The sequence below is a fragment of the Serratia sp. BIGb0234 genome (genome assembly GCF_024809915.1).
Taxonomy (GTDB): Bacteria; Pseudomonadota; Gammaproteobacteria; order Enterobacterales; family Enterobacteriaceae; genus Serratia; species Serratia liquefaciens.
The window spans coordinates 1-19,867 of sequence record NZ_JANUEI010000003.1 but is presented as its reverse complement, the minus strand read 5'-3'; the positions used below and the strand labels follow the sequence as shown (position 1 = coordinate 19,867).

The 19,867-nt window shown below is 53.7% G+C and carries 17 protein-coding genes and 1 rRNA gene; 13 read left to right on the top strand and 5 right to left on the bottom strand.

The genetic code is table 11. From position 1 onward, the window contains the following. Positions 1 to 42 precede the first annotated feature (42 nt). The 13 genes from yhfZ (at position 43) to M2407_RS12910 (ending at position 13,270) form a co-directional block, all read left to right on the top strand. Positions 43 to 942 carry a GntR family transcriptional regulator YhfZ gene (yhfZ, locus tag M2407_RS12970; protein ID WP_142816277.1) on the top strand — a complete coding sequence of 300 codons (900 nt, stop codon included), beginning with the start codon at positions 43 to 45 and terminating at the stop codon, positions 940 to 942. Positions 943 to 1,102: 160 nt separating this feature from the next. After that, entirely contained in the window at positions 1,103 to 1,987 is an 885-nt protein-coding gene (locus M2407_RS12965; RefSeq protein ID WP_259218379.1) for a hypothetical protein, read from the top strand. 144 nt (positions 1,988 to 2,131) lie between these two features. Next, entirely contained in the window at positions 2,132 to 2,482 is a 351-nt protein-coding gene (locus tag M2407_RS12960; protein WP_020837202.1) for a hypothetical protein, read from the top strand. Positions 2,483 to 2,562: 80 nt separating this feature from the next. Next, positions 2,563 to 3,738: a YhfX family PLP-dependent enzyme gene (locus M2407_RS12955; RefSeq protein WP_130015878.1), complete on the top strand. Its 1,176-nt coding sequence runs from the start codon at positions 2,563 to 2,565 to the stop codon at positions 3,736 to 3,738. After that, positions 3,735 to 4,964: a phosphopentomutase gene (locus M2407_RS12950; RefSeq protein ID WP_020837204.1), complete on the top strand. Its 1,230-nt coding sequence runs from the start codon at positions 3,735 to 3,737 to the stop codon at positions 4,962 to 4,964. Before M2407_RS12955 ends, M2407_RS12950 begins: the two co-directional genes overlap by 4 nt. Next, positions 4,961 to 5,860, top strand: coding sequence for a phosphotriesterase-related protein (locus M2407_RS12945; RefSeq protein WP_259218377.1), 900 nt, complete (start codon positions 4,961 to 4,963; stop codon positions 5,858 to 5,860). Before M2407_RS12950 ends, M2407_RS12945 begins: the two co-directional genes overlap by 4 nt. After that, positions 5,860 to 6,213, top strand: a complete 354-nt coding sequence (locus tag M2407_RS12940; RefSeq protein WP_020837206.1) for a DUF2620 domain-containing protein — start codon at positions 5,860 to 5,862, stop codon at positions 6,211 to 6,213. Before M2407_RS12945 ends, M2407_RS12940 begins: the two co-directional genes overlap by 1 nt. Before the next feature lie 10 nt (positions 6,214 to 6,223). Next, positions 6,224 to 7,525 (top strand): YhfT family protein, encoded by a 1,302-nt coding sequence (locus tag M2407_RS12935; RefSeq protein WP_020837207.1) that lies wholly within the window; start codon positions 6,224 to 6,226, stop codon positions 7,523 to 7,525. Positions 7,526 to 7,584: 59 nt separating this feature from the next. Further along, the gene (locus M2407_RS12930; protein ID WP_020837208.1) at positions 7,585 to 8,457 is read left to right on the top strand and encodes a phosphatase PAP2 family protein; all 873 of its coding nucleotides are present in this window, start codon (positions 7,585 to 7,587) and stop codon (positions 8,455 to 8,457) included. A gap of 315 nt (positions 8,458 to 8,772) precedes the next feature. After that, positions 8,773 to 9,312, top strand: coding sequence for a gluconokinase (gene gntK / locus M2407_RS12925; protein ID WP_020837209.1), 540 nt, complete (start codon positions 8,773 to 8,775; stop codon positions 9,310 to 9,312). Next, positions 9,309 to 10,646 (top strand): gluconate transporter, encoded by a 1,338-nt coding sequence (gene gntU / locus M2407_RS12920; protein WP_020837210.1) that lies wholly within the window; start codon positions 9,309 to 9,311, stop codon positions 10,644 to 10,646. The genes gntK and gntU overlap by 4 nt, the downstream gene beginning before the upstream one ends. A 111-nt stretch (positions 10,647 to 10,757) precedes the next feature. Continuing rightward, the gene (gene edd / locus M2407_RS12915) at positions 10,758 to 12,572 is read left to right on the top strand and encodes a phosphogluconate dehydratase (protein WP_259218375.1); all 1,815 of its coding nucleotides are present in this window, start codon (positions 10,758 to 10,760) and stop codon (positions 12,570 to 12,572) included. A gap of 56 nt (positions 12,573 to 12,628) precedes the next feature. Beyond that, positions 12,629 to 13,270, top strand: a complete 642-nt coding sequence (locus M2407_RS12910; protein ID WP_259218374.1) for a bifunctional 4-hydroxy-2-oxoglutarate aldolase/2-dehydro-3-deoxy-phosphogluconate aldolase — start codon at positions 12,629 to 12,631, stop codon at positions 13,268 to 13,270. 27 nt (positions 13,271 to 13,297) lie between these two features. On the opposite strand, the gene aceK is transcribed toward M2407_RS12910, so the two are convergent. The 5 genes from aceK to rrf all read right to left on the bottom strand — a co-directional run. After that, positions 13,298 to 15,052, bottom strand: a complete 1,755-nt coding sequence (gene aceK / locus M2407_RS12905) for a bifunctional isocitrate dehydrogenase kinase/phosphatase (RefSeq protein ID WP_259218373.1) — start codon at positions 15,050 to 15,052, stop codon at positions 13,298 to 13,300. 70 nt (positions 15,053 to 15,122) lie between these two features. Then, a complete protein-coding gene (gene aceA / locus M2407_RS12900) occupies positions 15,123 to 16,430 on the bottom strand; it encodes an isocitrate lyase (protein WP_020837214.1) in 1,308 nt (435 codons plus the stop codon). Between the two features lie 47 nt (positions 16,431 to 16,477). Next, positions 16,478 to 18,076, bottom strand: coding sequence for a malate synthase A (aceB, locus tag M2407_RS12895; RefSeq protein ID WP_259218371.1), 1,599 nt, complete (start codon positions 18,074 to 18,076; stop codon positions 16,478 to 16,480). 387 nt (positions 18,077 to 18,463) lie between these two features. Continuing rightward, positions 18,464 to 19,393, bottom strand: a complete 930-nt coding sequence (metA, locus tag M2407_RS12890; RefSeq protein WP_041415044.1) for a homoserine O-succinyltransferase — start codon at positions 19,391 to 19,393, stop codon at positions 18,464 to 18,466. Between the two features lie 376 nt (positions 19,394 to 19,769). Further along, positions 19,770 to 19,867: ribosomal RNA gene (gene rrf / locus M2407_RS12885) — 5S ribosomal RNA — on the bottom strand; the annotation flags it as partial.

Here is a 19,867-nt window from a genome sequence, read left to right as displayed (position 1 = left end):
TAATCGAATATTAGACGTTTTATCGCCCCCAACGAGCCGCCAATGAGAGATAAATTCATTAAGAAAGAAGGTATTGCGCTTATCCAACTCGCCAGATATTTGCTGGATGAGAAGCCGATGAACCGGTTACGCACTATCGATGAACTCTCTGAAAGTTTTGGCCTTTCCGTCGGCATTGTGCAAAACGCACTTAAATCGCTGGAAAGCAGTGGCTGCATTCAGTTGGAACGGCGCGGCCGCAACGGGACGCAATTAAAACAGTTAAACTATCAGGCGCTCCTTACCCAGGCCGATATTGGCAATATTGTTTGTGCGATGCCACTGCCCTACACCAAACTTTATGAGGGCTTAGCCAGCGGTCTGAAAATACAGTTTGGGCAAATACCGCTTTACTACGCGCATATGCGCGGAGCCAGCGTACGTATCGAATGCCTGCTGGATGGTATCTACGATATGGCCGTCGTATCCCATCTGGCCGCCAGACAGGTCTTACAGGAGGGCAAAGCCCGTATTGCGCTGGAGTTAGGCGCGGGATCCTATGTTTCAGGCCACCAGATGGTTTACCGCCGTGGCGAAGAAAACAGCATCCGTCGTGTGGGCCTGGATCCTCGCTCGCCAGATCAACGTCAATTGTCCGAACTCTATTTCCAGGGGCAAGAGATCGAATATGTCGATACGCCTTATCACGACTGTTTAAACCAAATAGAAAAAGGCAATATTGATTCAGCTATCTGGAACCTGGTGCAGAACTTTGCCAGTGACACCCTGGGCGCGATCCCCTTGCAAGGTCACCCTTCCTATATTCAAGCCTCTGAAGCCGTGCTGCTTATTCGCAGCGATGACGCTCTCATTCAGCGTCTTGTGGCACGTCAGGTTGACAAGAAGCAACTGCTGCAACACCAGAAAAATGTCGTTTCGGGAAAGGAAGAACCTTTTTACTGATTAGGCTTTGTATATAATTAATGCCAGCCGTTATTTACAGCTTTCCGATAATAAAACCCTTCATGCCATATTAATACCTTTAAAGAGGTATAAAATAACCGCGTTAGTTTGTTCCGGAATCATATCCAATGTGTCAGGAATAGAGATAAGGAATGTGAAAATGAAACGCGAAGATAAATATAATCACGGTGACTACACTGATTTTCTAACGGCAATAAGAACCTTTGAATGCTCTATTGATCCTAAAGATGCCGACTATTATGACAAGCATTATGAAGATGACAAAGCAGTAACCTATCAACAAGTTGAGTATCCAGGTCGCGTAATTCGCGATAAAAATGGCGTTCCCCTACACAGCACCACGTCAATAAAAGGCTATTTCATTAAGCTTGGCATTGATAAACTCTATACGCGTGGCTCCAGCGATCCTGAGATGTTTCGCCAGATGCAGTATGCTGTGATGAATTATCTGGGTTTTGTCGGTTATCAATTCAGTGAGCATGACCTTTGGGATCTTGGTTATTACTCCCATTATGATAATGAACAGCTCCCCATGTACTATTCAGATGTCGACGTCAGCAATTGGTCCAATGGAGTGCGAGAAAAAATAATGGATCTTCCGGACGGGAAAATCCATGTTACCGACGTGAATACCTGGAAGGGGACATTTACCGGCAAACATGGCATCAATTCTTTCACCGATGTTATCGATCCGGATAAGCAAGAATTTATTGCCCTCGACCATTTCGACAATAAATACCAAAATATTGTTTTGCAGTTAGCCGACCATGGCAAAACCCTGAATGATTATCTGGGGAGTACGCTATGCTGGAGTGAATGCCAGCCCAAATTAGCCCCACCCGGTGGCCGTCCTGATGAGGTAACCCTCACTTTATCCGGCTTACTGGCCGGCGCTCATTTACGTGGGGCGGAAGGCGTTATCGCCCTGTTGGTCAAGCATGAAAATCATGCTGATGAGAACAAAACGGCCATATTGCAGTATGTCTATGATTTTGGCGGCTACAGTACGCCTTATGACCAGTAAATCTGGTATGAGTTTGGCAGGCGTCGGGTATGGCGCCTCATTATAATTTGTGATCTTGTTCAAGTAATAATCGCTTCCCCGTTGTCGTCCGTTATGCGCTCACTTACCATTTCATTTATATATTCAAAAAAATGAGGATATAAAATGATACACCAGGGCCTGAACACGCTGCGACAAGCCAAAGTGATTGATGAAGACATTTATCAGGGAATGCTGGCCGTCGTCGAACAACTGCAACAGCATTGCCAATGCCCCTTACCCGCAGAGCAAGGCTGGTTGGCGATCGCACACATGGCCAATGCACTAATGCGTTGCCGGCAGCAGCAAACCGTCTCACCGTTGGACAACGAAATATTGGCGGAAATAGCGGAAGCAGGGAAATTGGAAGTGTTGCGCGAGCTCAATAATGCCCTGATGAAAAACTTTACCCTCGAACTCCACCCCGATGAAGAAGGCTACCTGCTGGTCAATTGGTACAGCTTGAGCAAAGCATAATCGCCATGAATAATTTCTCTTAAATATTCAAATAAATGAATATTTTCCACAAGGATGACAAACCAGGAGTAAAGGGAACGATGTTTATTACTGCATTACAACGTCAGAATCCTGCGCTGATCGGCACTGCCGTATCACTGTGGCAACAGAGAATCCTTCGCCCGGATAGCTACGTGATCGATGTTGATACCGTAGAGGAAAACGCCCGACACATATTGCAAATCGCTCAGCAGCATCACCTGACGCCTTATGTCATGAGCAAACAATTTGGCCGTAACCCTTGGTTATGCCAACGCATTATCAATCAGGGTTTTCCGGGCGCCGCCGCTGTCGATTTCAAAGAAGCGCAGCAGCTAATGCAGCATCGCGTTCCCTTGTGCCACGCAGGGCATCTTGTCCAGATCCCTGACGGTGAGATCGCCGCCATTCTGAAGCAGCGGCCAGAAGCGATCACCGTCTTTTCGGTTGAAAAAGCCCGCAGCGTCGCTGAACAGGCAAAAAAAATAGGCATCACGCAATCTTTATTGCTGAAAGTCTATCAGGAAGGCGACCTCCTCTACCCTGGGCAAGAGGGCGGCTTTCTGCTTGATGATGTCGTGGCCGCCGCCAGACAAATAGCACAGCTGGGGCATGTACAGGTGGTCGGCGTCACCCATTTCCCTTGCCTGCTTAGCCACAAGGCCGGCGATACCCCACAGACAACCCCCAACTTTGCCACCCTGATTGAAGCTGTGGCTCGCCTGCGTCAGGCCGGCTTCCAGATATGCCAAATCAATGCCCCCTCCGCCAATAGCTGCTCGTCGTTGCCGATGCTCGCACAGCTTGGCGTGACCCACATTGAGCCGGGGCACGCATTCACAGGAACCTTCCCGGCGAACGTTTTTGGTACTGAGCCAGAACGCCTGGCAATGCTATATCTGACTGAAATATCTCATCATTATAAAGAGCTCAGTTTTTGTTATGGCGGCGGGCACTATCGCCGCAGCCACGTCCAACACGCGCTGGTGTTCACCCCTGATGGTCAGATGAGCCAAACCGAAGTGGTGCCGCCGGAGGACCACAGTATTGATTATTACCTGGGGCTACGCGGGACCTTCCCTATTGGTAGCGTAGTCATCATGTGTTTTCGCACACAAATTTTCGTTACCCGCAGCGACGTCGCCATGGTGTGCGGTATTTCGCGGGGTGCCCCGCAGCTTGCCGGGGTATACGACAGCCAAGGTAACAGACTCAGCCATTCAGGAGATGCCCGGTGAAAAAATTTGTGGTTATTGTTTTAGATGGCTTCGGTATCGGCGCCATGGACGATGTCGCCCACCAGCGCCCTCTTGATATTGGGGCCAATACCTGCGGCCACATCTTGCAAAAATACGGCCTGCTACGGCTGCCGACATTAGAGAAGCTGGGCCTGATTAACGCTTTGGGATATCAGCCAGACAATGTCATGCACCCCAATCCGGCGGCAAACTACGGCAACGCAAATTTGCAGCATCAGGGGGCCGACTCCTTTATGGGGCATCAGGAAATCATGGGCACTCGCCCTGACATCCCGTTATTGATGCCCTTTTCTCAGGTCAGGGAACAGGTGGCTTCGGCGCTCAATAAGGCCGGGTACCAGGTTGAACGTGTCGCGGTCGAGGATGGTTTATGCTACCTGCGAATTAACGGATGCGTCGCCATCGGCGATAACCTCGAGACCGATCCCGGCCAGGTTTATAATGTGACTGCCAATTTGGATGCCATTGATTTCGCCACCGTTCGCACCATTGGTGACATCGTTCGCAGCCAGGTTCACGTCGGCCGGGTGATTGTCTTTGGCGGCAACATTGGCAGTAATGCCGCTTTGCACAATGCCGCCGAAACCCGCGCAAAGCGCTATGTCGGGATCAATGCCCCCAAGTCAGGCGTCTATGGCCATGGCTTTACCGTTGTCCATCTCGGTTATGGCGTCGATGCAAGCCAGCAAACCGCCGCCAGTTTGCACTCATCAGGCGTGCCCACGGTGTTAATCGGCAAAGTCGCAGATATCGTCATCAATCCTCACGGAACAAATTATCAGGGCATTTCAGATTCGGAAGAGATCATGCAATTGACCTTGCAGGCGGTCGAACTGCCGGGACAGGCCTTTATCTGCACCAATATCCAGGAAACAGATCTGGCCGGCCATGCCGAAAACAGCGATCGCTACGCTGAGCGATTACAAGTCGTTGACGGTTACCTGGCGCAATTACTGGCTCGACTCGGTCAAGATGACGCCCTGGTGGTGATGGCCGACCATGGAAATGACCCGACGATTGGTCACTCGCGCCATACCCGAGAAAAAGTGCCATTACTCTTCTGGCGCCCCGGCGTTCAAGGCGTCTATTTGGGCGAACGCTCAACCCTGGCTGATGTCGGGGCTACGGTCTGCGACGCATTTGGCGCTCCGGCACCTCAAAACGGCCATTCGTTCTTCCCGCAAATGAATAAGGGACAACCATGAATCCTTCATCGCAATTTGATCGACGTGGCTATACCTATGCGCACGAACATCTGCATATTGATCTGTCGCCGTTCAAACAGAATATTGATTGCCGATTGGATTGTTACGCACTCCTCGTGGATGAAATGAAAACGCTGGTCAATAAAGGCGTATTGAACCTGGTTGAGGTCACGAACCGCTATATGGGGCGTAATCCTCAATTTATGCTGGATTTGATGCAAGAAACCGGCATAAACATCCTGGCATCAACCGGTTACTACCAACAGGATTTCTATCCGCCACATGTTGCTCAGCGCAGCGCGCAGCAGTTGGCGCAAGCAATGATCGACGAGATTGAGCACGGCATTGACGGCACAACGCTTCGCGCCAGCGTAATTGCAGAAATTGGCAGCAGCGAAGGCACCATTACCCCAACGGAAGAGAAAGTATTCCATGCTGCTGCCCTGGCACATTTAGCCACCGGAAAACCCATCTCTACGCATACCAGTTTCAGCACCATGGGATTGGAGCAGTTGCAGCTATTAATGCGCCATGGTGTATCCGCCGAACGTATTGTTATTGGCCACTGCGATTTACGCGATCAGTTGGACACCTTGCTGAGGATTACTGAAACCGGCGCTTTTATTCAATTCGACACTATCGGCAAAAACGATTACTACCCGGACGAAAAGCGCGTGGCGACATTGCTGGCACTTTCTCAACGCGGACTATTGAGCCAGGTAATGCTTTCCATGGATATCACCCGACGTTCCCACCTGGCCGCAAATGGCGGTCTGGGATTCAGTTATCTCATTGATAGATTCGTCCCCATGCTGCTGCAAGCTGGGATACCACAACAAGATATTGACCATATGCTGTGCACCAATCCAAACACTTTCTTCAGAGGACAAGAATAATGAAAAAGATCGGTATTGCAGGTTTACAACGCGAGCAAATTAAACAAGCTATCGAATCAGCCGCCCCCGGTAAATTTGAGTGCTTTATTCAAAATGACATGGAAGCGGCCAGTAAAGTCAAAAGTGGCGAACTGGATTACTTTATTGGCGCCTGTAATACCGGCGCCGGTGCAGCGTTATCCATCGCTATTGCGATTATCGGTTATAACCGCTGCTGCACCATTGCCAAACCGGGAATACAGGCAAAAGAAGAACAAATAATAAAATGGGTCAACGAAGGCAAAGTGGCCTTTGGCCTTTCGGTGGAACATGTTGAACATGCCATCCCGATGCTGATGGGTCATTTGAATTAAGGGGGTATCCATGGAGCAGTATTTGCATATTGTTATTGTCGCTTTGCTAACGGGAATGACCTCGCTGCTTTCTCATCGTTCCGTTGCCGTATTTCACGACGGTATTCGTCCGATTCTGCCGCAACTGGTCGAAGGGAATATGAATCGCCGTGAAGCCGGCAGCATTGCATTTGGTTTGAGCATCGGCTTCGTCGCATCCGTCGGGATCTCCTTTACCCTCTCAACCGGGCTGTTGAACAGTTGGTTGCTGTTTTTACCCACCGACATCATCGGCGTACTGGCCTTTAACAGCTACCTGGCTTTCGCTTTGGGCATGGCCTGGGGAGTATTGGTGCTGACCAGTTTGGTGCCGATCAATACCCTGCTGACCGCGCTTCCCGTGGATATCCTCGGTTCACTGGGCGAGCTTTCCAGCCCGGTGATTTCGGCCTTCGCGCTGTTCCCACTGGTGGCTATTTTCTATCAATTCGGCTGGCGCCATAGCCTGCTGGCCGCCGTCGCCGTACTGATGTCGCGCGTCATTGTCGTGCGCTTTTATCCTTCACTCTTTCCAGAGTCGATTGAGATATTCGTCGGTATGGTGATGCTGCTGGGGATTGCGATATTTCGTGATATCTCACAGCGCAAGCATCATGAAGTAAACCATGGCACCTCTGTTTTCGAGGAGAGAACCTCTCGCATTATCAAAAATCTGCCGCTGCTCGCCATTACCGGTGCGCTAATCTCGACGGTTGCCAGCCTTAAGCTGTTTGGAGGGTCTGAGGTTTCGATCTATACGCTGGCAAAAGCCTGGGCCCCCGGCGTATCTCCGGAAGAATCCGCTGCGTTGGTCAATCAAGCTGCGCTGGCTGAGTTTATGCGTGGTTTGGGCTTTATTCCGCTCATCGCCACCACCGCGCTAGCCACTGGGGTGTACGCCGTCGCCGGTTTTACCTTCGTCTTTACCGTCGGTTATCTGGCCCCCTCGCCCTGGTTAGCGGCCATTTTAGGTGCCCTGACCATCACGTTGGAAGTGCTGTTGTTGCGGACTATCGGCCGTTGGTTAAGCAACTATCCCTCGGTTCGTAATGCCTCAGACAGTATCCGCAATGCGATGAACATGCTGATGGAATTTGCTTTGCTGATCGGCGCTATTTTCGCCTCTATCAAGATGGCGGGCTATACCGGCTTTAGCATCACCGCTGCCCTGTACTTCCTTAATGAAGCGCTGGGGCGTCCTATATTGAAAATTGCCGCCCCGGTAGTGGCGACCATAATATGCGGTATTTTACTGAACATTTTGTATTTTTTAGGGTTGTTCGTCGTTAATTAACCGAATGTTTTAAACGGAATGTCTGACTAAAGTCGCAATAAAAACACAGGGAAATAATAATGAAAATAGAGAATAATCAAAACACAACCCGCTCAAAGTGCTTTGCAGTATTAGCATTACTGTTGGGTTCTACGGCATTTTTATCGGCGGCCCACGCAAACAACGATACCGCACCCAATAACGATCCTGCTGAAACCTGGCGCACCGATTATAGCGATATCGGTTACCCGAACGTGGGTTTTTCCCCTTATATCAAAGGTTGGATTAATGGTTATCTGACACCGGCAGATTATCCTGACGGCGCAAAAATTCTGCCGCCGCCGCCAAAAGAGCATTCCGCAGCAGCAAAAAGCGATATTGAAACGTTCCATGAATTACGACAACTGCGCGATACGCCACGCGGCCAGTTGGCGATCGAAGATGCCAAGCTCTCCTTCAACCATATTGGCAGCGCATTTTCACCGGCGCTGGGCATCACTATTTCACGTAAAAATACGCCTCATTTGCACCTGCTCCTCAGCCGTGTTTTTACCGATGCAGGTTACGCCTCCAATGACACCAAAAAAGCGTTTAGCCGGATTCGGCCCTACTCGGCATTACGTATCGACAGTTGCACGCCCAAGGAACATAGCGCGTTAAGTAACGACGGCGGCTCTTATCCCTCCGGTCATGCCGTCACCGGGATGATGTGGGCCATGACGTTAACCGCTATGGAGCCACAGCTGGCAACCCCGTTAATGAAAAAAGGCTATGAGTTTGGTCGTAGTCGCCTGATCTGCGGCGTACATTGGGAAAGTGATGTCAACGCGGGTCGTTTCCTTGCTGCCGGCGCTTTCGCTCGCCTCCAGGCCAGCCCCGAATATCAAAAACAATTCCGCGAAGCCAAGCTGGAAGTCGATCGTCTGTTAGCGCAAAAACAAGGCAGTAAATAAACGTCAGCGCTGATTACCCGGCGCATCAGACGAAAATCATCATCGTAAAAATGCCCAGGTTTGCGCAGAGAGTGTCGCTGCGCAAGCCTTTCTCCATGACAATTATCCCCATCGTGACGCATGCGCACTGCTCAACTTCAACGAGGTTTCATGTCTGGATGACAGCCTGAAATAGTTGAAGCCGATCACAAATAATGACTTTGCCAACGGAAGCCGATTGCAACCGGCGAAACTTCCTTCGACAATGTTACCGATAACATGTTACCGGTAACAAATAATGCAAGGTAACGCCACTTGTCGTTTTGGAGCTAAGCCATGACCAATAATCAAAACCGTATTTACGTCATTATGGGCGTTTCCGGCAGCGGCAAGTCCGCCGTGGCCGCCGCAGCGGCCCGCCAACTGTCTGCCGGGTTCCTTGACGGTGACTTTCTGCACCCGCGCAGCAATATCCTGAAAATGGCCGCCGGTGAACCGCTGAACGATGACGATCGCGCCCCATGGCTGGCCGCCCTCAACGATGCTGCCTTTGCGATGCAACGCACCAATACTGTTTCGGTCATTGTCTGTTCGGCGCTGAAAAAGCACTACCGCGATCGCCTGCGCGCCGGTAACGGCAACCTGTCGTTCATCTATCTGCACGGCGATTTTCCGGTGATCGAAGCCCGCCTGGCTGCACGTAACGGCCACTTCTTCAAGCCACAGATGCTGGTAACGCAGTTTGCGGCGCTGGAACAACCAGGCGCGGACGAAAGTGACGTTATGTCCGTAGATATCAACCAGCCGCTGGAAGCCGTCATCGCCGATACCGTGCGACATATTCAGAGTTTCCTGCCACAGGACGTGTGCGCGTGAATACTGTAACGCTGGTCGGTACCGCAGTCGGCTCGGTTCTATTACTGCTGTTTCTGGTGATGAAGGCACGCATGCATGCCTTCGTCGCGTTAATGTTGGTGTCTATCGCTGCCGGTATTTTTTCCGGCATGCCGTTGGACCGCATCGCCGATACCATGCAAAAAGGCATGGGCGATACGCTGGGTTTCCTGGCGATCGTCGTGGCGCTGGGCGCCATGTTCGGCAAGATACTGCATGAGGTCGGCGCACTCGATCAAATTGCGGCACATTTGCTGAAACGTTTCGGCCAAAGTAAAGCCCATTACGCGCTCGGTATCGCCGGGTTGATCTGCGCCCTGCCGCTGTTCTTTGACGTGGCGGTGGTACTGCTGATCGGCATCGTGTTTGCCGTCGCACGTCGCACCGACGGCAATATCGTCAAGCTGGCCATTCCCTTGTTCGCCGGCGTCGCCGCTGCGGCTTCCTTCTTGCTGCCGGGGCCAGTCCCAATGCTGCTGGCGGCGCAAATGAAAGCCGACTTCGGCTGGATGATCGCCATCGGCCTGGTCGCCGCCGTCCTCGGCATGCTGATTGCAGGCCCATTGTACGGCAGCTTTATTAGCCGCTTCGTTAACTGGCCAATGCCGGCAGACGAAAACGAACCGACACTCAACAAAGGCAACCTGCCGTCATTTGGCTTTAGCCTGGCGCTGGTACTCTGCCCACTGGTGCTGGTCGGCATGAAAACCATTGGTGCACGTCTGGTCACGCCAGGTTCTCAGTTGCAGCAGTGGCTGGAGTTTATTGGCCATCCGTTCACCGCCATTTTAATCGCCTGCCTGATCGTGATTTATGGGCTGGCAAAACCGCGCGGCATGACCAACGAACAAACGCTGGCCATCTGTTCGGCTGCAGTGCAGCCCGCCGGGATCATCCTGCTGATGACCGGTGCAGGCGGCGTATTCAAACAAATCCTGGTGGATTCCGGCGTAGGTCCGGCACTGGGTGACGCCATGATTGGCACCGGTTTGCCGATCGCCGTAGCCGCCTTTGCATTATCCGCTATGGTACGCGTGATCCAAGGCTCCGCCACCGTTGCCTGCCTGACCACCGTTGGCCTGGTCCTGCCGGTGACCAGCCAGTTGGGGCTCGGCGGTGGGCAGCTGGCCGCGCTGGCTATCTGTATTGCCGGGGGGTCTATCGTGCTCAGCCACGTCAACGATGCCGGTTTCTGGCTGTTCGGCAAATTTACCGGCGCCAATGAGCTGCAAACGCTAAAAACCTGGACGGTGATGGAAACCATCCTTGGCAGCGTGGGTGGCATCATCGGCATGATCGCTTTCACCCTGTTTTAAATCACGATAACGACATAACACCGCCCCCGGCCTTTGCACATCAGGGCCGCAATATTCCACCGGGGGCACCGCCACAGGCGGCGTCTATAACAATAGCCATGTGAGGAAGGTATGCTTAATCCCACCCTATCCCGTGTCACGCAACGCATCATCGACCGTTCCAAACAGAGCCGCGCCGCCTATCTGGCACGCATTGAAGCGGCGCGTTCCCAAACCGTGCACCGCGCACAGCTGGCCTGCGGTAATCTGGCGCACGGTTTTGCCGCCTGTCAGCCGGACGACAAAACCGCACTGAAAAACATGGTGCGCAGTGATATCGCCATCATCACCGCTTATAACGATATGTTGTCTGCCCACCAGCCCTACGAAAACTATCCCCAGCGGCTGAAACAGGCGCTGCATGCCGTGGGCGCGGTCGGTCAGGTAGCCGGAGGCGTACCGGCGATGTGTGATGGCGTGACCCAGGGGCAGGATGGTATGGAGCTGTCGCTGATGAGCCGCGACGTGATCGCCATGTCCTCAGCCATCGGCCTGTCGCACAATATGTTCGACGGCGCGCTGTTCCTCGGCATCTGCGACAAAATCGTGCCGGGTCTGGTGATGTCCGCCCTGTCCTTTGGCCATTTGCCGTCGCTGTTTGTGCCTGCCGGCCCGATGAGCAGCGGCTTACCGAACAAAGAGAAAGTGCGCGTGCGTCAGCTGTACGCCGAAGGCAAGGCCGATCGACTGGCGCTGTTGGAGGCCGAAGCCGCTTCGTATCACGGCATCGGCACCTGCACCTTCTACGGCACCGCCAACACCAACCAGATGGTAATGGAAGTGATGGGGCTGCATCTGCCGGGATCCTCCTTCGTTCACCCGGACACCCCTTTGCGCGATGCGTTGACCGACGCTGCCGCACGCCAGGTCACTCGCCTGACCGAAACCGCCGGCAACTATCTGCCAATCGGCAAACTGGTGGATGAAAAGGTGGTGGTTAACGGCATCGTTGCGCTGCTGGCCACCGGCGGCTCCACCAATCTGACCATGCATATGGTGGCGATGGCGCGCGCCGCCGGCATCATCATCAACTGGGACGACTTCTCCGAACTGTCGGACGCCGTACCGCTGCTGTGCCGTATCTACCCGAACGGCCCGGCGGACATCAATCAGTTCCAGGCATCTGGCGGCGTCGCCCTGGTGGTGCGCGAACTGCTAAAGCACGGCCTGCTGCACGAAGACGTGCACACCGTGGCCGGTTTTGGCCTGACGCGTTATACCCAGGAGCCGTGGATGGATAACGGTCAGTTGGCCTGGCGCGAGGGCGCGGAAAGCTCGCTCGATACCCAGGTTATCGCCAGCGTGGCGGAGCCTTTCGAACATCACGGCGGCACCAAGGTTTTGGCAGGCAACCTTGGTCGCGCGGTGATGAAAACCTCGGCGGTGCCGGCCGACAATCAGATTATCGAAGCGCCGGCGGTGATATTTGACAGCCAGCATGACATCGTGCCGGCATTTGAAGCCGGCAAGCTGGATCGCGATTGCGTGGTGGTGGTTCGCTTCCAGGGGCCGCAGGCCAATGGCATGCCCGAACTGCATAAGCTGATGCCACCGCTGGGCGTGCTGATGGACCGCGGATTTAAAGTCGCGCTGGTCACCGATGGCCGCCTGTCAGGCGCCTCCGGCAAGGTCCCTTCTGCTATCCACGTGACCCCGGAAGCCTATACCGGCGGCATGCTGGCCAAGGTGCAGGACGGCGATGTGATCCGCGTAAACGGCCGCACCGGTGAATTGGCATTACTGGTCGATGCCGACATTCTGGCCCAGCGAGCGCCTTACCAACCGGACCTGAGCGCCGAACATATCGGCTGCGGCCGTGAACTGTTCGGCGCATTACGCAGCCAGCTTTCCGGTGCCGAACAGGGCGCATGCTGCATTAAATTTTAACCGATAGCATGGCCGGGCAGCCCGAAGGCGACGGCTATAACTGGAGAGAACCCTTAATGAACAATTGGAAAACCAGCGCAGAGCAGATCCTGATGGCCGGCCCGGTAGTCCCGGTGATCGTCATCAACAAATTGGAACACGCGATCCCGCTGGCGAAAGCCCTGGTGGCCGGTGGCGTCCGGGTATTGGAAGTCACCCTGCGCACCGCCTGCGCAATGGACGCGATCCGTGCTATTGCCAAAGAAGTGCCTGATGCCATCATCGGCGCCGGTACCGTCATCAACCCGCAGCAGCTGCAGGAAGTGACCGATGCCGGGGCGCAATTCGCCATCAGCCCGGGCCTGACTGCCGATCTGCTGCAAGCGGCCACGGCCGGTTCAATCCCGTTAATTCCGGGTATCAGCACCGTGTCTGAACTGATGTTGGGCATGGATCATGGGCTGCGTGAGTTTAAATTCTTCCCGGCGGAAGCCAACGGCGGCGTGAAAGCACTGCAGGCGATCGGCGGCCCGTTCCCGCAGGTACGTTTCTGCCCGACCGGCGGTATTTCACCGAGCAACTACCGTGACTATCTGGCGCTGAAAAGCGTGCTGTGCATCGGCGGCTCCTGGTTGGTGCCGGCGGATGCGCTGGAAAGCGGCGACTACGCACGCATCACCGAATTGGCGCGTGCCGCCGTTGCGAGTGCAAAAGCTTAATGCTATCGGGCGCGGCGTGCCGCGCCCTTACGTCGCTGCCGAGGTAGCAGGCAGTGCCACCCCGCTGCGCTGGCTAAAACGCCGTTTCTTGCGGTAAGCGAAGACATCCTCCACATGCCCGTCGCGAATGCGCTGCTGCAACCCGCGCCAGTAATCGGCTTCGAACAGGTCGCTGTGCAACTCTTCAAACACCTGCCGAATGCGCCGATCGCCACACAGAAAATGCCTGAACTCCTCCGGGAATACATCGTTCGCCGACACGCTGTACCACGGCTCGCTGGCCAGTTCATCTTCCGGGTAACGCGGCGGCGGAATATCGCGGAAGTTCACCTCGGTCATATAGCAAATTTCATCGTAATCGTAGAACACCACCCGCCCGTGCCGGGTCACGCCGAAGTTCTTGAATAGCATGTCGCCGGGGAAGATATTGGCGGCAGCCAGTTGTTTGATCGCATTGCCATACTCTTCGATGGCGTCGCGCATCTGCTGCTCATTGGCCTGCTCCAGATACAGGTTCAGCGGTGTCATGCGCCGTTCCATATACAGGTGCTTGATCACGATGCGATCGCCCAGATCCTCCAGCTTGTCCGGCACTTCACGCAGTAATTCAGCCAAAAGCTCCGGGCTGAGGCGCGCCTTGTCGACGACAAAATTCTCGTACTCTTGGGTATCCGCCATGCGCCCCACGCGGTCGTGTTCTTTCACCAACTGGTAACAGGCCATCACCTGCGCCTGCGTCACCTCTTTTTGCGGTGCGAACTCGTCTTTGATCACCTTGAACACCCGATCGAACGACGGCAGGGTAAACACCAGCATCACCATGCCTTTCACCCCCGGCGCGATGATGAACTGCTCCTGCGAGCCAGCCATAAACGTCAGGTATTCACGGTAACATTCCGTTTTACCGTGCTTCTGGCAGCCAATCGCCATATACAGTTCGGCGGTGGTTTTGCCCGGCAGTATTTCTCGCAGCCACTCGACCATCGCTGCCGGAAGCGGTGCGTAAACCATAAAGTAAGAACGTGCGAAACCGAATACGATACTGGCCTCGGCCTTACTGGTCAGGCAGGTATCGATAAACAAGGCACCGGAATCGCTGTGATGGATCGGCAGCAGGAAAGGATAGACCGTATCCGCCACCCGCAACTTACCTACCAGCCAGGCAGCCTTGTTACGGTAAAAGAGCTCATTGGCAATCTGGAACGTCGCCCCAGCCAGCTGCTGCACGCTAAAGCTCTGTTGCAACGCCAGCGTGATGTAATCAATATCACGCGACAAGTTTTCCCAAGGTAGCCGCAGAGGTAAATCCGTCAGCAGGTTGTACAGCACCGCCGATACATCACCGCTAGCAGTGAAATTGCGCGACAGCGGACGCGGGATATCGCGAAAGCGTCCCTCGGGCTGGGAGCTGAAAACAAACAGCTTTTCCGGCGTTAAATCCCGGTGTTTGAACAGGCGGCAGTAAACCGAATTGAAGAAGCTTTCGGCGATCTCAAAGCGTGGATACTCCGGCAACAGGTCGGTGTACACCGCCTTCACCCGGCTGGGGAAATCCGCATCAAAGGACTTTTGCCCCGTGATGCACTTCAGTTGCTCCACCACCAAACCGACGTGATGGTCATACAGGTGAATACGCTTTTTCATCGCCTGTTGCACCGCCGGCCAGTCTGCTCGCTCAAAACGCTGCTGCGCACCGGCAGTCACCTCAAGGAAGCGGCCATATTGCGCATCAAAACCCTGCAGTATCGTCTGTGCGATCAACAGCTCCAGTTTCGCCGCCATCCTTACCTCCCGCCAGAAAATAGAGCCCGCATATGCAGGCTCTGGGTTAGGTTTTTTCAGCGTTGCCGCCTCAGAACTGCTGTTCTTCCGTCGAACCGGTCAGTGCCGTTACCGAAGAAGCACCGCCCTGAATGATGGTAGTGACCTTGTCGAAATAGCCGGTACCCACTTCCTGCTGGTGCGATGCGAAGGTGTAACCGCGTGAAACGGCATCGAATTCCGGTTTCTGTACCTTCTCGACGTAGTGCTTCATGCCCTCGCCCTGTGCATAAGCGTGCGCCAGGTCAAACATGTTGAACCACATGCTGTGGATGCCCGCCAGCGTGATGAACTGGTACTTGTATCCCATCGCCGACAGTTCTTCCTGGAAGCGGGCAATCGTCTGATCGTCCAGGTTCTTTTTCCAGTTGAACGACGGTGAACAGTTGTATGCCAGCAGTTTGCCTGGGAATTTGGCGTGAATGGCATCAGCGAAACGCTTGGCTGCCTGCAGATCCGGCGTGGAGGTTTCGCACCACACCAGGTCGGCGTAAGGGCAATACGCCAGACCACGGCTGATCGCTTGCTCAATGCCGGCATGGGTACGGAAGAAACCTTCCGCTGTACGTTCGCCGGAGACAAACTCGCTGTCGTATGGATCGCAGTCTGACGTCAGCAAATCGGCCGCATCGGCGTCGGTACGTGCGATGACCAGCGTTGGCACACCGAGCACGTCTGCAGCCAAACGGGCGGCTACCAGCTTCTGAATCGCTTCCTGAGTTGGCACCAGCACTTTACCGCCCATATGGCCGCACTTTTTCACCGCCGCCAATTGGTCTTCGAAATGCACCCCGGCAGCGCCGGCCTCAATCATGGCTTTCATCAGCTCAAAGGCATTCAGCACGCCGCCAAAACCGGCTTCGGCATCGGCGACAATTGGCAGGAAGTAGTCGGTGTAACCCTTACTGCCCGGTTCAATTTTATTGGCCCACTGGATCTGATCGGCACGGCGGAAAGTATTGTTGATACGTTTAACCACCGCCGGCACGGAATCAACCGGGTACAGCGACTGGTCCGGATACATGGCAGACGCGGTGTTGGCATCCGCAGCGACCTGCCAGCCAGACAGATAAATCGCCTCAATGCCGGCTTTGGCCTGCTGCAATGCCTGCCCGCCAGTCAGCGCACCCAGGCTGTTGACATAGCCTTTGCGTGATTTACCGTGCAGCAGTTCCCACAGCTTGGCGGCACCGTTTTGTGCCAGCGTGCAGACCGGATTGACCGAGCCGCGCAAATTAATCACGTCTTCAGCGCTGTATGGGCGCGTGATGCCTTCCCAGCGAGCCGATTTCCATTCCTGTTCCAGTTGTTGAATCTGTTGAGCACGAGAGGTAGACATAATTTTTATCCTTTTCAATAATGTAGGGTTAATGGTCAGGAACAGGTTCAGGCCAGAAGCTCATAGCCGGGTAAGGTCAGAAAATCGATTAATTCGTCTTGCGTAGTAATACGTTCCATCAGGCGCGCAGCTTCTTCGAAGCGGCCAGCGTTAAAGCGCGCCTCACCCAATTCTTCACGTACCACCAACATCTCTTCTTTCAGCATCTGGCGGAACAGCGCCTTGGTGACCAACTGGCCATCGCTCAGGCTCTTTTGGTGATGGATCCACTGCCAGATTGAGGTACGGGATATTTCCGCCGTCGCCGCATCTTCCATCAGGCCGTAAATCGGTACGCAGCCATTGCCGGAGATCCAGGCCTCGATGTATTGCACCGCCACGCGAATATTGGCGCGCATGCCGGCTTCGGTCCGTTCGCCATCACAGGGTTCCAGCAGTTGCGCGGCGCTGATCGGCCCATCGTTTTCACGCAGGACTTCCAACTGATTTCGACGTTCGCCGAGCACTTTGCTGAACACTTCCATGACGGTATCCGCCAACCCCGGATGCGCCACCCAGGTGCCGTCATGGCCGTTATTGGCCTCCAGCTCTTTATCCGCCCGTACCTTGTTCAATACCCAGGCATTTTTCTCGGCGTCTTTGCTAGGGATAAACGCGGCCATGCCCCCCATGGCAAAAGCGCCTCGCTTGTGGCAGGTCTTGATCAGCAACCGGGAGTAAGCACTGAGGAACGACTTGTCCATCGTGACCGACTGGCGATCCGGCAGGACCCGGTCAGCGTGGTTTTTCAGCGTTTTGATATAGCTGAAGATGTAATCCCAACGGCCGCAGTTCAACCCGACGATATGATCGCGCAGGTGGTAAAGGATCTCGTCCATCTGGAATACCGCCGGCAACGTTTCGATCAATACCGTGGCCTTGATGGTGCCGCGCGGCAGGGAGAAACGATCCTCGGCAAAGCTGAATACCTCACTCCACCAGGCGGCTTCCTGCCAGGATTGGGTTTTCGGCAGGTAGAAATAAGGGCCGCTGCCTTTTGCCAGCAATTGACGGTAGTTGTGGAAGAAATACAGTGCGAAATCGAACAGACCGCCAGGGATCGCTTCGCCCTGCCACTGCACGTGTTTCTCCGGCAAATGCAGGCCACGTACGCGCGCTATCAATACCGCTGGATTAGGCTTCAACTGATAAATCTTGCCGGCTTCATTGGTGTAAGAAATGGTGCCATTCACTGCATCATGCAGGTTGATTTGCCCATCGATCACTTTGTCCCAGCTCGGCGCCAGTGAATCTTCGAAATCCGCCATAAACACCTTCACATTGGCATTCAAGGCATTGATCACCATTTTGCGTTCAACCGGCCCGGTGATTTCGACCCGACGGTCGCGCAGATCCTCGGGTATGCCGCGGATCTTCCACTCTCCATTTCGAATGGAATCAGTTTCCGAAATAAAGTCTGGGAGTTCGCCCTGATCGATCTTCTGCTGCCAACAGGCACGCGCAGCCAAAAGCTTATTGCGCTGCGGAGTAAAGTTACTCACCAGATCCGCCAGGAATTCGACCGCGTCATCCGTCAACACCTGCCGTTCAGCAGCGGTAAAACCCTGCGTAAACGTTAACTCCGTGCCTGCTATCTGTTGCGTCATTGTCTTGCTCCTTCGCATCATTGCGCACCGCCGCTGCAAGTCAGGCGGGCACATCTTCATCAGAAATCAGTGCGGATCAGGATGAATAAAATGATCCTCAACTGGTCAGATCTCATCTCGCTGGATCTAAGAATACTCAACTAAAAATAAAAATCAAAAACGATTTCCATTTTATTATTAAATATTTTATTAACCTTTTATTATCAATTGGTTATTAAAAATAACAATACCAGAGGGTAAGGAAACCGGTTCCATTTCCTGTCGATGGTTATATCAAGTGTTTGTTAGATAATGAGTTTTAGTAAGAATGGCAGATAAATAAGGAGAAACGCGCTGGGAGAGGAGTGCCGGCGGCCTCGATTCAGCCGCCGGTTAAAGCAAAAAATGTTATTCCAGGGTCGGGTTCATATGACGTAGATCGTAAGGTGTGATCTGGTAAACGTAGTAGTTAAGCCAGTTGGCGAACAACAGGTGGCCATGGCTGCGCCAGGTCGCTTTGGGGGTAAGTTCGGGGTTATCGTCGGGGAAGTAATTGAGCGGCACCACCGGGTTGAGACCTGCTTCGTTATCACGACAGTACTCACCGGCGAGCGTCAGCGCATCATACTCTGGGTGCCCAGTCACGAACGCCAGCCGTTTATCCTTGCTGGCGAACAAATAGGCCCCGGTTTGCTCCGACTCGGCCAGGATATCCAGATCCGTGTACTGCCGAATAATCTCGGTAGGGAAATCCGCATAGCGCGAATGAGGGGCCAGGAAGGTCTCATCAAAACCACGCGTCAGCAAGGCATGCTGCTGCAAGGTTTGGTGCTGGTAAACGCCAGAGAGTTTCACTTCACGCGTCATCTTCGGGATGCCATACAGGATATTCAAAGCGGCCTGCACGGCCCAACAGACAAATAGCGTGGAGGTCACGTGATTCTTGGCCCAATCTATTACGCGTTCAATCTGCGGCCAGTAAGCAACGTCGCAGAAATCAACCAATCCTAGCGGTGCCCCCGTCACGATCAGACCATCAAAGTTCTGATCCTGGATGTCTTCAAAATCACAATAAAAGTTGTTCAGATGCTCCGCCGGCGTGTTCTTCGACTCGCGGCTGTCGATACGCAGCAACTGGATATCGATTTGCAAAGACGAGTTAGAAAGCAGACGTAAAAACTGGTTTTCCGTCTCGATCTTCTTTGGCATCAGGTTAAGGATCAGCACTTTCAACGGCCTGATTTCCTGTGTTTTTGCCCGTGAGGATGTCATCACAAAGACATTCTCATTGCGCAAGAAACTTACTGCAGGTAACTCATCAGGAACACGAATCGGCATTGCTTAATCCCCACACATCCGTTTAAACGTTTAGACTTCTAGATGCCCGAAGATAGCGGTTTTTTACCGTAATGTCGAGTGTTCAACGGAAAGGTGAAAATGTTTCATCGCGGCGATGACGGGAGGTTGAACGTATTTTGGGACGCTAAAAAGCAAAAAGGCCATCCTTGCGGATGGCCTCTTGGCATAATTGATGCCTGGCAGTGTCCTACACGATTCGTCTCATCCTGAGACTCACCCCTTCGGGGCCGCCGTAAGCGGCGTTAAAGCCCGTTCCCGACGGGCTTTTCGCATGCCCATGCTCGAGCAGAACGACATACAGCAGATAAAACAAAAAGCCCTACGCTTTCACGTAGGGCTTGTTGCTTTATTTGATGCTTGGCAGTGTCCTACTCTCGCATGGGGAGACCCCACACTACCATCGGCGCTACGGCGTTTCACTTCTGAGTTCGGCATGGGGTCAGGTGGGACCAC

Coding starts and splice junctions, on each gene's coding strand:
- yhfZ (WP_142816277.1), top strand. CDS start 43: ATGAGAGATAAATTCATTAAGAAAGAAGGTATTGCGCTTATCCAACTC.
- M2407_RS12965 (WP_259218379.1), top strand. CDS start 1,103: ATGAAACGCGAAGATAAATATAATCACGGTGACTACACTGATTTTCTA.
- M2407_RS12960 (WP_020837202.1), top strand. CDS start 2,132: ATGATACACCAGGGCCTGAACACGCTGCGACAAGCCAAAGTGATTGAT.
- M2407_RS12955 (WP_130015878.1), top strand. CDS start 2,563: ATGTTTATTACTGCATTACAACGTCAGAATCCTGCGCTGATCGGCACT.
- M2407_RS12945 (WP_259218377.1), top strand. CDS start 4,961: ATGAATCCTTCATCGCAATTTGATCGACGTGGCTATACCTATGCGCAC.
- M2407_RS12940 (WP_020837206.1), top strand. CDS start 5,860: ATGAAAAAGATCGGTATTGCAGGTTTACAACGCGAGCAAATTAAACAA.
- M2407_RS12935 (WP_020837207.1), top strand. CDS start 6,224: ATGGAGCAGTATTTGCATATTGTTATTGTCGCTTTGCTAACGGGAATG.
- M2407_RS12930 (WP_020837208.1), top strand. CDS start 7,585: ATGAAAATAGAGAATAATCAAAACACAACCCGCTCAAAGTGCTTTGCA.
- gntK (WP_020837209.1), top strand. CDS start 8,773: ATGACCAATAATCAAAACCGTATTTACGTCATTATGGGCGTTTCCGGC.
- edd (WP_259218375.1), top strand. CDS start 10,758: ATGCTTAATCCCACCCTATCCCGTGTCACGCAACGCATCATCGACCGT.
- M2407_RS12910 (WP_259218374.1), top strand. CDS start 12,629: ATGAACAATTGGAAAACCAGCGCAGAGCAGATCCTGATGGCCGGCCCG.
- aceK (WP_259218373.1), bottom strand. CDS start 15,052: ATGGCGGCGAAACTGGAGCTGTTGATCGCACAGACGATACTGCAGGGT.
- aceA (WP_020837214.1), bottom strand. CDS start 16,430: ATGTCTACCTCTCGTGCTCAACAGATTCAACAACTGGAACAGGAATGG.
- aceB (WP_259218371.1), bottom strand. CDS start 18,076: ATGACGCAACAGATAGCAGGCACGGAGTTAACGTTTACGCAGGGTTTT.
- metA (WP_041415044.1), bottom strand. CDS start 19,393: ATGCCGATTCGTGTTCCTGATGAGTTACCTGCAGTAAGTTTCTTGCGC.